Below are 14,381 nucleotides of genomic sequence, written 5' to 3'. Positions count from 1 at the left end.
CTTCGATTATCCACTAGCCAGCGAGACTGACTATGACCGTTTCATCCGCGCCAATCGCCCTTCACCCTGCCAACGCTTCCCAATGGGATGAGGTCTATGACGTCGTCGCCGTCGGCAGTGGCGCTGCCGGCCTTTCTGCCGCTCTTTTTGCCGCCCAATCAGGCCTGAAAGTTCTCGTTTGTGAGAAGTCGGTGAAGCTGGGAGGCACCACTGCGCTGTCGAACGGTATGATATGGGTTCCATGTTCCCCACAGGCCAAAGCGGCAAAAGTCAACGATAGCATCGACAACGCTCGAACCTACCTGAGGAACGAGCTCGGAAACTACTATCGGGAGGACTTTGTCGATGCATACCTCACGGACGGCCCAGCAGCTCTAACGCAAATCGCAGACGGTACGGAGGTGAAATTCACGTTGGCATCAGCGCCCGACTACCATTCCTCTCAGGTCGGCGGCGTCGATTCGGGGCGCGCGCTAAGTCCGGCTCCGTACGATGGCAGGCTCCTGGGCAAAGATTTCGATCTGGTTGGCGATCCCATTCGTGTCGTCCTTGGTGGAATGATGATATCCTCTGGCGAGGTGATGAAATTTCTGAACCCTCTCAAATCCTTGGATTCGATGCGGCATGTTCTGAAGCGCGTCGGACGCTACGCTCGTGACCGCCTATTCTACCGGCGTGGCACAGAGTTCAGTGGGGGCAATGCACTTATCGCCCGGTTCATCACCAGCCTTCGACAGAAAAGCGTCGCGATTTGGACAGAAGCGCCGCTGATCCGTTTGATCATCGAGGATCAGAAGGTGATCGGAGCTGTCGTTCGTCGCGGAGGTCGGGATATCCGGATTAAAGCGGAGAAGGGCGTGGTTCTCGCCACGGGCGGCTTCCCGCGGGATGCGGGCCTACGCAAGGCGCTCAGCGGGGAACACCAACACGATGAAACGCTCGCCCATCCAGATTCCACCGGTGACGGCATCAAGATTGCGCAGCAGATCGGTGGTACTATCGATAACGACGTAGCCAGCGCCGGATTCTGGACGCCGGTTTCGATTCTTCGCGACAAGAACGGCGGCCAGCAGACGGTTCCGTACGGGTGGCTGGACCGAGGGCGACCGGGGGTAATTGCGATCGGCCCTGACGCTCGACGCTTCGTCAACGAGTCCAACTCTTACCACGACATTTGCCTAGCGATGTTCCGGAACGGCTACCCGAAGGACAAGCGGTTCTACTTCATCTGCGACACAGAGTTCCTGAAAAAGCGGGGCATGGGACACATGCTACCATGGCCGTGGACGATGGGAACCAAGGCCTATGAAAAGGTAGAGTACATCAAGGTAAGCCGAACCATCGCCGATTTGGCCGGCAAGATCGGCGTCAGCGCCACTGAGCTTCAGAAGACTGTCGACGAGCACAATTCGCATGCGCGAGCAGGCAAGGACCCGCATTTCCAGCGCGGCGAATCGGCGTTCAATCGCATGCTTGGCGATCCATCTGTCGGAAAGCCGAATCCCAACTTGGGGACGATCACGGTCGGTCCCTTCATCGCACTGCCGATCGTCCCCGCAACCCTTGGTACCGCGACGGGGCTTGCAACAGATACTTGGGGACATGTCCTCGATCAAAGCGGGCAGAAGATCGAAGGGCTCTATGCGTGTGGCAACGACGCAACGTCACTCATGCGCGGTCTCTATCCCGGCGCCGGTATCACGATCGGTCCTGGTATTGTGTTTGCTTACCGGGCCGCCAAGGCAATCGCTGGCAGAGATGACGGAAGGTCTTGAAATGCTGATGATAAAAAGACTGAGCCTCGAGGATTCAAAAATCCTTGTCGAAGGAGCAAAAGCAAAGGCTGAGGAGATCGGTGTGCCTATGTGCATAGCAGTCTGCGATGAGTCAGGACACCTCATATCATTCGAGCGGATGGACGGTGGCAAGATCACTAGCAGCATCATTGCCCAGGACAAGGCTTACACCGCTGCAGGTGCCAAACGGACAACCGAGAGCTATGGTACGGCAAGCCAACCAGGACAGCCCGCTTACGGGATCAACTCGGCTATCGGTGGCCGGTTGATGGTTGTTGCAGGCGGCGTTCCGGTGGTTGTCGACGGGGAGGTCGTTGGTGCAATCGGAATAAGTTCCGGAACGCCTGCGCAGGACCATGAGTGTGCGCAAGCAGGCGTGGACCGCTTTCTCGCCACCCTGTAAGGAGCCGCGTTCAAAGCTGGTCTGCTTACATACATTCCTAGTTGATTATATCGCCCCGATGCACCGCCGCGGCGCCATCTGTTTTCAGCCACCATCTTTCGATCCGCCGTCTTTGACCCTAAGCTGGCGGCGCGGGACAGGGGTGCCGAGCAGGACCTTGTGGCGCGTACCATCTTTATGCCCCTGCTGGACGAGACGGGCGCCAAGGGTTTTCCGCTGGACCTCGATGGGGAGAGGCGTTCCTCGATGCTCTCGCGTGCCATCGGAATACTCCTTTCACCTTTTGGTCGCGGTGGATGCCGGTTTGAGATGGGTGAGGACGCCTTTCTGCGTCTTGCCGGATCGGTCCATGTCAAATTTCCCCGTCGCCTTGACGATTTCGCTGAGACGGGCAAAGGCGTAGTTTCTGGAATCAAATTCGGGTGACTGCTTTGCAACATGACTGCCGACATGCGGCCACAAACTGCGCCTCTGGATCGATAACGACTTCAAGATCAGGCGTTCTGCCGATCTGGCCGGAGCAAAACAGAAACCACCAATCTTGACTCCGGGAGCATACCCCATGCGTTCCGGGATCAGCTTCATCTCCTCCGGCACGATTATCTCATTCTTTTGCATTATCGCACCCATTCTTGCGATCGTCATCTCACGAGTCCAGTACCAATAGTCCAGTGTCGCGGCACAGTTTTCACCATCATAGATGGTGGAGCCGAGCTGACGTGGAATACAGCACCATAGACCTGACTTGCCGTACCGCACCTCATTTCCGTTCACATCTTCTTGTGTATTTCATGCTGTCAGCGCCAGTAGGAGCTTTGGCCACGCTTTAAACCGGCTTTGTGTTGTGAGCAGCTTTTTAAATTGTTTTGGCGTATGGCGCTGATCTCGTCGTGACTCAATTTAAAAAACATTGTTCTCTAGCTCAATTCTTCACTGGCAGGTTTAGTTGGCGATCTCAGCTGTTTTCACCACAGCTCTAAGCAGCACGTCGGCGCCTGCCTTGGCCCACTCTTTGGTGATGTGCTCTGCTTCGTTGTGAGACAATCCATCGGTACAGGGACACATGATCATGCCTGTAGGTGCCACATCATTTATCCAGCAGGCATCGTGGCCAGCTCCTGAAACAATATCGCGATAGGTATACCCGAGAGTTTGAGCGGCTTCCCTGATTGCTTTGACGCATCTCTCGTCAAATGCTGGTGGATCGAAGGAACCTACTTCTTTTGTCTCAAGGCTTACGCCGAGGCCCTCGCAGATTTGAGGGGCGCGTTGGCAGAATTCCTCGAGCATGGCTTTGATGATCTCGATCATGTGCGATCGAAAGTCGATCGTGAACACCACCTTACCTGGAATGATATTTCGAGAATTTGGGTAAACATCAATGTGTCCAATGGCGCCCACGGCATTTGGCTGATGTCTCATTGCAATCTCGTGGACAAGATCAGTGAGTTTCGCGAGACCGAGGCCGGCGTTGCGTCTCATCGCCATGGGTGTGGACCCAGTATGGCTCTCCTTCCCTGTAACCGTGCATTCGATCCAGCGCAGCCCTTGTCCGTGCGTTACGACACCGATATCAACACCGTCAGTTTCGAGAATGGGCCCCTGTTCGATATGCAGTTCGAAATAGGCATGCATTTTTCGACTGCCCACCTCCTCGTCGCCCAACCAGCCGATACGTCGCAATTCCTCGCCGAAAAGCTTTCCACTGGGGTCGACGCTATTGTACGCCCAATCCAGCGTATGCCTCCCAGCGAAGACTCCCGAAGCCAGCATGGCAGGAGGGAAACGAGCGCCCTCTTCATTTGTCCAGTTAACAACGACGATCGGGCGTTTTGTCCTGATATCCAAGTCGTTGAGCGTTCGGATGACCTCGAGCCCTCCGAGCACGCCCAACACGCCGTCGAACTTTCCGCCTGTGGGCTGGGTATCGAGGTGGCTTCCGACATAAACAGGCAAGGAATGAGGTTCAGTGCCAGGGCGCGTCATGAACATGTTGCCCATCTGATCGACGCCCATTGCTAGGCCCGCTCGTTCGCACCATTCCTGAAAAAGTTTGCGACCCACAGCGTCGGCGTCCGTCAGAGTCTGCCTGTTGTTCCCGCCAGCAATGCCTGGTCCAACCTGGGCCATATCCATTAGTGATTGCCAAAGTCGATCGGCGTCGATTGCCAGGTTTGCATGCGTTGTCATTGCGATACCCCTAGATATTCGTGCTGCGGTCAGAGCGACCGGTTAAGCTTGGAGGACAGCTAGCGTGGCAGTTGCCACCGCCACGAGCTTTCCGTCGTCACGGACCATTTTTGCTTCTGCAACCATAATTCGCGCGCCGATGTGAACTGGCGTGGCGATGATTTCCACTTCGCTATCTGTAATCGCGAGAGGACGTAGAAAATTGACCTTGATGTCGATCGTGGTACAAAAGGAGCCATTCGAACACTGAAGGTCCCCGGCCCACGCGGCCGCGGTGTCGAGCGAGGAGGCGATCACGCCGCCCGCAACCTTTCCGTACGGATTGGCGTGCGCTGGCAACGGTTTGAGTACCAGTTTCACTACTTCAGCGGAGAATTCGACGACTCGTAAACTAAGCAAGCCATAAACCGGAACGTCGAGTTCACCGGTAGTGATCGCCGTCAGTCTTTCTTCAGCGTTCATTTTGATCCACGCAAGCAGAGACGCCGTCTCGCCTCAGCAGGGGATGCAATCGGGATATTCAGTTCCGAAAGGATACGCGTGATCTTCTCAACCTGCTCAGCGTTGTTCTTCGCGAGTTGGCCGGGGCCGAGCCACAGGTTGTCTTCGAGACCGACGCGAATGTTTCCGCCCATAATGGCAGCCATCGTGCAGAGGGGCATTTGTGCCTTGCCACCTGGAAGAACTGACCACTCGATATTATCTCCGAATAGTCGAGTGGCAGTCTCCTTCATCAATACGAGGCTGGTATGGTCAGCACCGATTCCACCCAGAATGCCCATCACGAACTGAACAAAGACCTTTCCGGTGACCATCCCGCGCTCTGTGAGATGTGCCAGACTATAGAGGTGTCCAACATCGTAGGCTTCAAACTCAAATCGCGTCCCATGGCGATCACCAAGATCCTTTATGATCTGCTCCATGTCGTTGAACGTATTCTTGAAAAATCCGCCTTTCGTGGACATCAAGAAAGGCTTTTCCCAGTCGTGCTTCCACTCACGTGGTTTGTCTGCCATCGGATGAAGAGCAAAGTTCATTGTGCCGAGATTGAGGGAGCAGAGCTCAGGCCCAATACGGGTCGGCCCTTTTAACCGCTCCTCCACGGACATTTTCGCGCTGCCGCCTGTCGTGATACTTAAAATCGCGTCGGTGCGAGCGCTGACGGTTTTCGCCACCCGCTCGAACAATTCCGGGTCGCTCGATGGCTCTCCTGTGTCTGGATTTCGAACATGGAGATGGAGGATTGCAGCTCCTGCCTCAGCGGCCGCAACCGCCTGCTCGATAATTTGCTCCTCGCTGATGGGCAAGTAAGGAGACATGGAGGGAGTATGGATCGATCCAGTTATGGCGCAGGTTATGATTGCGGAGTGTTTTGAGGTCATTTTGCACCTTACTAAGAGTTTCGGCTTGTTTGAGCCAAAGGAAGCGGGTTGCTCGTGTCGTGTGACGCCTTGTTTGAAGCGTTGCCCGGTGACGGGTTTACGATTGCAGAGATCAACGACCGCATGGAAAGCAGGCCTATGGGCCTGCTTTTTGAATCGACGACGAGAGCATGCTGGGCATTTTCGCGGTTCAAGAAGCCGAGTGCTTCCTCCAGGCTTGCATCGCCGCAAATGCGAGCAGCGCCCGTTTCGACAGGCTCGGTCAATTCCTGCATAACGGCGGAGACGGACAGAACGGCTCCTCGGTTAACTTCCCTAACGAACCTTGCAATATACTCATCGACTGGCCGAAGGACGATTTCCTGGCCGGTACCCTGCTGGATAACCTCCCCATCTCTAAGGACTGCGATACGGTCGCCAAGACGCAAAGCCTCGTCCAGGTCATGGGTGATGAAGACGATCGTTTTTTTGATCTCCTTCTGCAGTTCAAGGAGGATCGACTGCATATCGACTCTGATAAGAGGGTCTAGAGCAGAGAAGGCTTCATCCATCAGAAGGATTGGTGCATCGTTTGCCAACGCGCGCGCTAGGCCCACGCGCTGCTGCATCCCGCCTGAGAGCTGATTGGGATACTTCGTTTCGAAATTCTTGAGCCCCACCCGTTCCAGCCAGTGGGTTGCAGATTCCAGCTGCCTCTGGCGAGAAACGCCTTGGATCTCCATCCCGTAGACCGTATTTTCCAGGACGTTGCGATGTGGTAAGAGCGCAAACTTCTGAAAGACCATTGCGGTCTTGTGTCGTCGGAATTGCCGAAGGTCATCCAGCGGCATCTTAACAACGTCCTGACCCCCTACGATAATTTGCCCCGCGCTAGGCTCAATGAGTCGATTGATATGGCGGATCAACGTCGACTTGCCTGAGCCAGACAAGCCCATGATGACCTGGATGTCTCCTCCCGGCATCGAGATGTTGATGTTCTTCAGGCCGAGAACATGGCCATGCCGTTCGTTGAGTTCAGTCTTGTGAGAGCGGCGGTGGAAAAGTCGGCCACGGTAGCGGCGGAATAGTCCAGCCGCGGGCGGAGTAAAAACCGGCCACCTATTTCCTTTCTGCCATGAATGCAGGAGGGACAGGGGATCTACACCGTGGAACTTTATTTGAGAGTTCGCCTGGCTGTTTCCGAAGGGATGACGCAACGTCAGGCAGCAAAACATTTCAACATATCGCGCGACAGCGTAGCCAAGATGTTGGCCTATTCGACGCCACCTGGCTATCAGCGGCGATCACCGATCCGGCGGCCGAAGCTGGATGCGTTTGTGTCGACGATCGAGCATTGGCTCGACGAAGATCTGAAGGTGCCGCGCAAGCAGCGCCACACAGCCAAGCGGGTATTTGATCGGCTGCGTGACGAGTGCGGCTTCACCGGCGGCTACACGATCATCAAGGATTACATGCGCGAGCGTGAACAGCGCCGCCAGGAAGTGTTCGTGCCGCTGTCGCATCCGCCGGGCCATGCGCAGGCCGACTTTGGCGAGGCGATGGTGGTCATCGGCGGCGTGGAACAGAAGGCGCGCTTCTTTGTGCTGGATTTACCGCATAGTGACGGCTGCTATGTGCGGGCCTATCCGGCGGCCGTGGCCGAGGCCTGGGTCGATGGTCACATCCATGCATTTGTCTTTTTCGGGGCCGTGCCGAAGTCGATTGTCTACGACAACGACCGCTGCCTTGTCGCGAAGATCCTCCCCGACGGCACGCGCAAACGGGCAGCGCTGTTCAGTGGCTTCCTGTCCCACTACCTGATCCGGGATCGCTATGGCCGTCCTGGGAAGGGCAACGACAAAGGGAATGTCGAAGGGCTTGTCGGCTATGCCCGACGTAACTTCATGGTGCCGATCCCGCAGTTTCCAACATGGGATGCGTTCAACGCCTTTCTGGAAGAGCAGTGCCGAAAGCGCCAGAGCGACAAGCTGCGCGGCGAGAGCGAGACAATCGGGGAACGATTGCAGCGGGATCTCGCGGCCATGCGCTCCTTGCCGGCGTCACCCTTCGATGCGTGCGATCAGGCCAGCGCTATTGTGACTGCCCAGTCGCTGGTGCGCTACAAAACCAACGACTATTCCGTCCCGGTCGCGTATGGCCATCAGGACGTCTGGGTCCGGGGCTATGTCGACAAAGTGGTGATCGGCTGCCGCGGCGAGATCATTGCCCGTCATCCGCGGTGCTGGGAACGCGAAGATGTCGTCTTCGATCCCGTCCATTACCTGCCGCTGATCGAGCAGAAGATCAACTCGCTGGATCAAGCAGCTCCGTTGCAGGGCTGGGATCTGCCGGAGGAGTTCGCGACGCTGCGCCGGCTGATGGAAGGCCGCATGGCCAAGCATGGGCGGCGGGAATACGTGCAAGTTCTCCGTCTTCTGGAGAGTTTCGACCTTGCGGACCTGCATGCGGCCGTTAAGCAGGCCATTCAGCTCGGCGCGATCGGCTTCGATGCGGTCAAACATCTGATCCTGTGCCGGGTCGAGCGCCGGCCACCGCGGTTGGACCTGACGATCTATCCCTACCTGCCAAGAGCGACGGTCGAGAAGACATCGGCGAAGGCGTATATGCGTCTCCTGTCGTCTGATGCGGGTGAAGCGGCATGAGCACCGAAGCACCCGACATCCTGCTTGCCCATTATCTCAAAACCCTCAAGCTGCCGACCTTCCAGCGCGAGCACCAGAAGCTGGCCCGGCTCTGCGCCACCGAAGGCGTCGATCATGTCGGATACCTCTTCCGGCTTGCCGAGCGGGAGACGATCGAGCGGGATCGCCGCAAGGTAGAACGCCGGATCAAGGCGGCCAAATTCCCGGTCGTCAAAAGCCTGGATAGCTTCGACTTCTCCGCCATACCCAAGCTCAACAAGATGCAGGTGCTGGAACTGGCGCGCTGCGAATGGATCGAGCGCCGTGAGAACGTCATCGCTCTCGGCCCCAGCGGAACCGGCAAGACGCACGTCGCGCTCGGCCTCGGCCTGGCCGCCTGCCAGAAGGGCTTGTCCGTCGGCTTCACCACAGCGGCGGCCCTGGTCAGCGAGATGATGGAGGCCCGAGACGAGCGGCGTCTGCTCCGGTTCCAGAAGCAGATGGCCGCCTACAAACTGCTGATCATCGACGAACTGGGGTTTGTGCCACTATCCAAAACTGGCGCGGAATTGCTGTTCGAGCTGATCTCGCAACGCTACGAGCGCGCAGCCACCCTGATCACCAGCAATCTTCCGTTTGACGAATGGACGGAAACCCTGGGATCTGAGCGCCTGACCGGCGCGCTGCTCGATCGCATCACCCACCACGTCAACATCCTTGAGATGAACGGCGACAGCTATCGTCTCGCCCAAAGCCACGCCCGAAAGGCCGGCTGAAACTTCCAACATAAAATCGCCGCGCCGGCCTGCAGCTTGGTCAGCAGGTCCTCGTTGGAGGTGAAGCTATCGACATTGACCTTCACGTCGTTCTCCTTGGAGAACTTTTCGATCAGCGCAGGCGAGATGGATTCGGCCCAGGCGTAGATGTTGAGCTGGCCTTCCGCGTGCGCGGCGGTGGCGAAGCACAGGGCGAGTGCGGTGGCGGCTAGGTATTTTTTCATGGTCGTTCCTCTCTTGATTATGGTTCTGGGATTATGGCTCAGGCAGTCTCTCGGGCGCCCCGCGCCGCAACCAGCAGGGCGACGGTGGCGAGGATGAGCGACGCCAGGATCAGCAGCGTCGCGATGGCGTTCAGCTCCGGCGAGGTGCCGGCGCGGATCAGCGAGAAGATGTAGACGGGAAGCGTCGTCGAGCCGCCGGTCGACAGCAGGTTCGAGGTGATGAAATCGTCCATCGAGATCAGGAAGGCGAGCATCGCGCCGGAAAAGACGCCCGGGAAGATCAGCGGCAGCGTGACGCGGCGGAAGGTCGTCCAGCGGTCGGCATAGAGGTCGGCGCTCGCCTCTTCGAGATCCAGCGACATGCCTTGCAGGCGGGCGCGGATCGGCAGGAAGGCGAAGGGCGTGCAGAAGGCGGAATGCGCGATGGTGAGCCGCAGCATGCCGTTCTGCACGTCGATCAGCGAGAAGAGGATGAGGGTGGCGACGGCCAGCACGATTTCCGGCAGGAGCAGCGGCAGGTTGACCACGGTTTCGGAGAGTTTGCGGAAGCGCACGTTCTTTCCGCGGATGATGGCAAGGGCTGCGGAAAGCGCGATCAGCGTGGAGACGGTGGTGGCGATAGCGGCGACGATCAGCGAGGTTTCGAGCGCGTTCATCAGCGCCGCATTGTTGAGCGCGGAGGCATACCATTGCGTCGAAAAACCCGTCCAGACGCCGGCCACCCGGTTGGCGTTGAAGGAATAGACGACGATGACGGCGAGCGGCGCGTAGAGATAGACGAAGAACAGCGCGGTGAGGGGGCCGAGGCCGGGATAGCGCTTGACGTCGTGGTGGAGGCTCATTGGGCGGCCTCCCTGCGGGCGGCGCGCAGCGCCGTGAAGACCAGGAAGAGCATGACGAGCGCCATTAGCGCCATGGCGATGGCCGCGCCGAACGGCCAGTTGCGGCCGCCGCCGAATTGCAGCTGGATCAGCGTGCCCATCATCATCTCCTTGCCGCCGCCCATCAGCGAGGGCTCCAGCACGGCGCCCAGCGAAGGCACGAAGACGAGGATGGCGCCGGCGATGATGCCCGGCGCGGTCAGCGGCAGGATGACCCGGCGCAACGTGACCCAGCGGTTGCCGTAGAGGTCGTGCGAGGCCTCGATCAGCGTGCCGTCCAGTTTCTCGATGGAGGCGAAGACCGGCAGCACCATCAGCGGCATGTAGGTGTAGACCATGGCTGTCAGCGTCGCGCCGTCGTTGAACATGAAGCTCATACCGGCGGGGAAATCGAGGAATTCCAGAGCTTTCGGCAGCGTGCCGTCCTTGCCGAGAATGATCATCCAGGCGTAGACGCGCAGGATCATCGAGACCCAGAAGGGCAAGGTCACGAGATAGACGAGGATGGCCTTGCGGCCCGGCGGCTGGCGCGAGATGAAATAGGCGACCGGCACGGCGAAGGCGAGGCAGATCAGCGTGGTGGCGCCGGCGAGCAGGAAGGTGCGCGCGATGATCAGCAGGTATTGCGGGGTGAATTCCAGCTCGCCCGTCCAGCCCTCGTTCCAAAGGATTTGGCGGTAGCCGGCGAGGTTGAAGTCCCAGGCGAAGCCGCCATGGGCGCCGCGCGTGGCGACGGAGACGGCGGCGATGATGGCGATGGGCAGGATCAGCGCGAAACCCATCAGCAGCCAGGACGGCAGCAGGCCCCAGAAGGAAAGGTCATGCCAGAAACGGGCGCGCGGGGCGCTGTCCGTTTCGGCGGGGGCGTGGAGGGTGGTGTCGGTCATGCCGCGAGCACCCGGGCGGAGCCGGCGACGAAACCCACCGGCACGGTGGCGCCGAGCGGGATCGTGTCGCCCTCGCGCGAGGCATTGCGGCGCGAGGCGCGTAGCTCCGTGCCGGCGACGTCGAGCGTGTAATGGGTGTAGCCGCCCATATAGTTCTTGTTGGTGATGCGGCCCTCGAAGGTGATGCCCTGGGCCTGGTCGCCGAGGTTGATCTTTTCCGGGCGCACCGACAGCGTCGCGCGGCCCTTGGCGGCATGGCCGGGTGATGGCACGGTGATCGACAGGCCGAAGGGCGTGCGGATGGTCGCCTGGCCGGCGGCACTTTCCAGCACCTCGACATCGAGGAAATTGGTCTCGCCGACGAAATCGGCGACGAAGCGGTTGACCGGCTCCTCGTAGATTTCCGTCGGCGTGCCGATCTGCTGCACCTCGCCGCCGCCGAGCACGGCGATGCGGTCGGACATGTCGAGCGCCTCTTCCTGGTCGTGCGTGACGAAGACGAAGGTGATGCCGGTGTCGCGTTGCAGGGTGCGCAGCTCGTCGCGCATCGCCTGGCGGAGCTTCAGGTCGAGGGCGGAAAGCGGTTCGTCGAGCAGCAGCACTTCCGGCTCGGGCGCCAAGGCGCGGGCAAGCGCGATGCGCTGGCGCTGGCCGCCGGAAAGCTGGGCGGGCTTGCGCTTCGCCATCGACGTCATGTGTACGCGCTCCAGCATCTCGCCGACGCGGTTCCTGATGCGCGCCTTGTCCCAGCCGAGGTTTTCCAGGCCGTAGGCGACGTTCTGCTCCAGCGTCATGTGCGGGAAGAGCGCGTAGCTCTGGAACACCGTGTTGACGCGGCGCTTGTGCGGCGGGATGTCGACGACCTCCCGGCCATTGAGCAGGATCGAGCCGCTGTTCGGGCTCTCGAAGCCGGCCAGCATGCGCAGAAGCGTGGTCTTGCCGCAGCCGGAGGGGCCGAGCATCGTGAAGAATTCGTTGCCGCCAATGTCGAAGCTGACGGAATTCAGCGCCTGATAGGTCCCGAAACTTTTCGAAACCGATTTCACTTCGATGGCCTTGCTCATGACCCGTTCCTCATGCCGGTTCGAGTTGGGTGACTTCACGGCGGAAGGGCAGGGCATCGCCGATATCGGGCGTGTCAAGTTCGCGCGCATAACGATGGCCGGCATAGGTCGCCCAGGCGATGGGCGCGGGCGCCGCGGCATCGCCGATGATCTTTACGCTCTTGATGCCGGCATCCGCCCAGTCGCCTTGGCGGGCGAGAAGATCGTTGTAGAGCGCATCTTCCGAAAGCCGCGAGGCGACCATGAGGACGGCGTCGCAGGCGATGGCCTTGCGGCGGCCGGTATAGGTGCAGTTCGTCTCGACCTGGCCGGCGCGGATCGCGGTGACGCCGCGGTTGAGGCGGATGTCGACGCCGAGATCGTCGAGGCGCACATGGATGGCGCCCTGTTCCAGCGTGTTGCGCGTCCAGTCGGAGACATAGGCGGAGGGCGTCACGAGGATGACGGTCGCGCCGGCCTTGGCCATCACCTCGGCCATCACGCCGCCCATGTAATAGTGGTCGTCATCATAGACTACGACGGTTTTTCCCGCGAGGTTTTCCGGGTGGACCTTGCCCATGATGTCGTCCGGCGTCCAGATCGTCATCGCGGCATCGATCGGCATGGGCACGACATGCTGGCGGGCGACGCCGTCGCGGCGCCAGTGCGAGCCGGTGGCGATGGCGACATGTTCGAAGCCGAAGGCGAGAACGTCCTCGGCGGTGAGCCGGCTGTCGAAATAGGTCTCGACATTGGTGCGCTGGGAAATCTGGTACTGGCGGTAATCGACGACGCGGCCCCAGGCGGAGAGGCCGGGCAGCAGGCGCTCGCGGGCAACACGACCGCCGAGCGTCGTGGAGGCTTCGGCGAGTGTCACGTCATAGCCGCGCAGCGCCAGCGCGCGGGTGGCCTCCAGCCCGGCGGGGCCGGCGCCGACGACGAGCACGGTCTGGCTCTCGCCCTTCTCGTTCATGCGCTCCGGATGCCAGCCCTTCCGCCACTCCTCCATGAAGGTGGGGTTCTGGGTGCAGCGGCTGATCGACATGGTCATGTCGCCGGTGATGCACATGTTGCAGCCGATGCACTCGCGGATGTCCTCGATGCGGCCTTCCTCGATCTTCCTCGGCAGGAAGGGATCGGCGATGGAGGGGCGGGCGCAGCCGATGAAATCCAGAATGCCCTGGCGGATCATGCGCGCCATCACGTCCGGCGAGGTGAAGCGGCCGACGCCGACGACGGGGCGGGTCGAGAGTTCGCGGATGCCCTTGACCAGGATTTCCTGCGCGCCCTCCTCCTTGAAGCGCGAGGGGCCGGAACAGTCTTCCCAGGCGCCATGCGCGAGGTCCCAGAGGTCCGGCAGGTCGGCGTTCATCTCGACGAATTCGCGCACCTCGGCATTGGAGAAACCGAGTTCGCCGATCGTCTCGTCGAGGCTGACGCGCATGGTGATCGCCGTCGTATCGCCGACCGCGTCGCGGATATCGGCCACCACCTCGCGGGCGAAGCGCGAGCGGTTTTCGAGGCTGCCGCCGTATTCATCGGTGCGCTGGTTGGTGGCGCGCGACAGGAAGTGCTGGAAGATGCCGAAGCCGTGCGCGCCGTAAAGACAGATCAGGTCGAAGCCCGCGATCTTGGAACGTTTCGCTGCATTGACGAACCAGCGGCGCAGGTCGCGGATATCGGTCCTGTCCAGCGCGCGGGCCTGCACCGGGTCGTTGGTGAAGGTGCGGATCGGCAGCGCGGAGGGGGCGAGCGGCACTTCCTTGGTATAAAAGTTCGGGCCGTTGATACCGGAATAGGCGAGCTGGATGCCGGCGAGCGCGCCGTGCACCTTCATGGCGTCGGACATGCGGCGAAGGCCCGGAATGTCCTTGTCCTCCCACAGGCGTAATTCGATGAAGGGCGTGATTTCCGAGGTGTGGTGCATCTCGGTCTGCTCGGTGAAGATGACGCCCCAGCCGCCTTCCGACTTGACGCCGCGCATGGCGGCGGCAGCGGAGGGATCGCGGTAGCCGCCGCCATTGCAATGCGGCACCTGGTAGAACCGGTTCTTCGCGACATGCGGGCCGATCGCGAGAGGTTCGAACAGGATATCGTATTTGGCGTCGCGCATGGCAGTCCTCGGGGTTTTACAGGGCCTATTGGATTGGGCGAAGGGGTCTTGGTAAATGACGCGTT

14 protein-coding genes are annotated in these 14,381 nt (G+C 60.0%); 4 read left to right on the top strand and 10 right to left on the bottom strand.

Going from position 1 to position 14,381, the window contains the following annotated elements; all coding sequences use genetic code 11:
* The first annotated feature begins 32 nt into the window (after window positions 1-32).
* Both GB927_RS21505 and GB927_RS21500 read left to right on the top strand, forming a co-directional pair.
* On the top strand, window positions 33-1,775 hold the full coding sequence (locus GB927_RS21505; RefSeq protein WP_256119257.1) for an FAD-dependent oxidoreductase: 1,743 nt from the start codon (window positions 33-35) through the stop codon (window positions 1,773-1,775).
* Window positions 1,759-2,199 carry a GlcG/HbpS family heme-binding protein gene (locus GB927_RS21500; RefSeq protein WP_369431695.1) on the top strand — a complete coding sequence of 147 codons (441 nt, stop codon included), beginning with the start codon at window positions 1,759-1,761 and terminating at the stop codon, window positions 2,197-2,199. Before GB927_RS21505 ends, GB927_RS21500 begins: the two co-directional genes overlap by 17 nt.
* A gap of 276 nt (window positions 2,200-2,475) precedes the next feature.
* Here the strand turns inward: GB927_RS21500 and GB927_RS21495 are convergent, their stop codons facing one another.
* From GB927_RS21495 to GB927_RS21475, 5 genes are all read right to left on the bottom strand, one after another.
* Window positions 2,476-2,844 (bottom strand): OST-HTH/LOTUS domain-containing protein, encoded by a 369-nt coding sequence (locus GB927_RS21495; RefSeq protein WP_256119256.1) that lies wholly within the window; start codon window positions 2,842-2,844, stop codon window positions 2,476-2,478.
* A gap of 297 nt (window positions 2,845-3,141) precedes the next feature.
* On the bottom strand, window positions 3,142-4,389 hold the full coding sequence (locus GB927_RS21490) for a Zn-dependent hydrolase (protein ID WP_256119255.1): 1,248 nt from the start codon (window positions 4,387-4,389) through the stop codon (window positions 3,142-3,144).
* Between the two features lie 42 nt (window positions 4,390-4,431).
* Complete coding sequence (locus tag GB927_RS21485; RefSeq protein WP_256119254.1) at window positions 4,432-4,851, bottom strand: PaaI family thioesterase; 420 nt, start codon at window positions 4,849-4,851, stop codon at window positions 4,432-4,434.
* Window positions 4,848-5,771, bottom strand: coding sequence for a 3,5-dioxohexanoate:acetyl-CoA acetone transferase (kce, locus tag GB927_RS21480; RefSeq protein ID WP_256119253.1), 924 nt, complete (start codon window positions 5,769-5,771; stop codon window positions 4,848-4,850). Before kce ends, GB927_RS21485 begins: the two co-directional genes overlap by 4 nt.
* 11 nt (window positions 5,772-5,782) lie before the next feature.
* Window positions 5,783-6,904 carry a quaternary amine ABC transporter ATP-binding protein gene (locus tag GB927_RS21475; RefSeq protein ID WP_439655521.1) on the bottom strand — a complete coding sequence of 374 codons (1,122 nt, stop codon included), beginning with the start codon at window positions 6,902-6,904 and terminating at the stop codon, window positions 5,783-5,785.
* Between the two features lie 12 nt (window positions 6,905-6,916).
* On the opposite strand from GB927_RS21475, the gene istA reads away from it, so the two are divergent.
* Together istA and istB are read left to right on the top strand one after the other, a co-directional pair.
* Entirely contained in the window at window positions 6,917-8,413 is a 1,497-nt protein-coding gene (istA, locus tag GB927_RS21470) for an IS21 family transposase (RefSeq protein ID WP_256119252.1), read from the top strand.
* Entirely contained in the window at window positions 8,410-9,168 is a 759-nt protein-coding gene (gene istB, locus GB927_RS21465) for an IS21-like element helper ATPase IstB (RefSeq protein WP_256119251.1), read from the top strand. The genes istA and istB overlap by 4 nt, the downstream gene beginning before the upstream one ends.
* Here the strand turns inward: istB and GB927_RS21460 are convergent.
* Genes GB927_RS21460 through GB927_RS21440 form a run of 5 tightly spaced genes read right to left on the bottom strand, consistent with a single transcriptional unit; the run spans window position 9,129 to window position 14,316 of the window.
* Window positions 9,129-9,392, bottom strand: coding sequence for a hypothetical protein (locus GB927_RS21460; protein ID WP_256119250.1), 264 nt, complete (start codon window positions 9,390-9,392; stop codon window positions 9,129-9,131). The two genes, istB and GB927_RS21460, sit on opposite strands and share 40 nt — an antisense overlap.
* A 38-nt stretch (window positions 9,393-9,430) precedes the next feature.
* A complete protein-coding gene (locus GB927_RS21455) occupies window positions 9,431-10,234 on the bottom strand; it encodes an ABC transporter permease (protein ID WP_256119249.1) in 804 nt (267 codons plus the stop codon).
* Entirely contained in the window at window positions 10,231-11,160 is a 930-nt protein-coding gene (locus GB927_RS21450) for an ABC transporter permease (RefSeq protein ID WP_256119248.1), read from the bottom strand. The genes GB927_RS21455 and GB927_RS21450 overlap by 4 nt, the downstream gene beginning before the upstream one ends.
* Window positions 11,157-12,224: an ABC transporter ATP-binding protein gene (locus GB927_RS21445; RefSeq protein ID WP_256119247.1), complete on the bottom strand. Its 1,068-nt coding sequence runs from the start codon at window positions 12,222-12,224 to the stop codon at window positions 11,157-11,159. The genes GB927_RS21450 and GB927_RS21445 overlap by 4 nt, the downstream gene beginning before the upstream one ends.
* A 10-nt stretch (window positions 12,225-12,234) precedes the next feature.
* Window positions 12,235-14,316, bottom strand: a complete 2,082-nt coding sequence (locus GB927_RS21440) for an oxidoreductase (protein WP_256119246.1) — start codon at window positions 14,314-14,316, stop codon at window positions 12,235-12,237.
* Between the last annotated feature and the right edge of the window lie 65 nt (window positions 14,317-14,381).

This window comes from Shinella lacus, from assembly GCF_010994755.1.
Taxonomy (GTDB): Bacteria; Pseudomonadota; Alphaproteobacteria; order Rhizobiales; family Rhizobiaceae; genus Shinella; species Shinella lacus.
The sequence above is the reverse complement of the archived record's forward strand: the minus strand, read 5'-3'. Positions and strand labels throughout refer to the sequence as shown.

Coding starts and splice junctions, on each gene's coding strand:
- GB927_RS21505 (WP_256119257.1), top strand. CDS start 33: ATGACCGTTTCATCCGCGCCAATCGCCCTTCACCCTGCCAACGCTTCC.
- GB927_RS21500 (WP_369431695.1), top strand. CDS start 1,759: ATGACGGAAGGTCTTGAAATGCTGATGATAAAAAGACTGAGCCTCGAG.
- GB927_RS21495 (WP_256119256.1), bottom strand. CDS start 2,844: ATGACGATCGCAAGAATGGGTGCGATAATGCAAAAGAATGAGATAATC.
- GB927_RS21490 (WP_256119255.1), bottom strand. CDS start 4,389: ATGACAACGCATGCAAACCTGGCAATCGACGCCGATCGACTTTGGCAA.
- GB927_RS21485 (WP_256119254.1), bottom strand. CDS start 4,851: ATGAACGCTGAAGAAAGACTGACGGCGATCACTACCGGTGAACTCGAC.
- kce (WP_256119253.1), bottom strand. CDS start 5,771: ATGACCTCAAAACACTCCGCAATCATAACCTGCGCCATAACTGGATCG.
- istB (WP_256119251.1), top strand. CDS start 8,410: ATGAGCACCGAAGCACCCGACATCCTGCTTGCCCATTATCTCAAAACC.
- GB927_RS21460 (WP_256119250.1), bottom strand. CDS start 9,392: ATGAAAAAATACCTAGCCGCCACCGCACTCGCCCTGTGCTTCGCCACC.
- GB927_RS21455 (WP_256119249.1), bottom strand. CDS start 10,234: ATGAGCCTCCACCACGACGTCAAGCGCTATCCCGGCCTCGGCCCCCTC.
- GB927_RS21450 (WP_256119248.1), bottom strand. CDS start 11,160: ATGACCGACACCACCCTCCACGCCCCCGCCGAAACGGACAGCGCCCCG.
- GB927_RS21445 (WP_256119247.1), bottom strand. CDS start 12,224: ATGAGCAAGGCCATCGAAGTGAAATCGGTTTCGAAAAGTTTCGGGACC.
- GB927_RS21440 (WP_256119246.1), bottom strand. CDS start 14,316: ATGCGCGACGCCAAATACGATATCCTGTTCGAACCTCTCGCGATCGGC.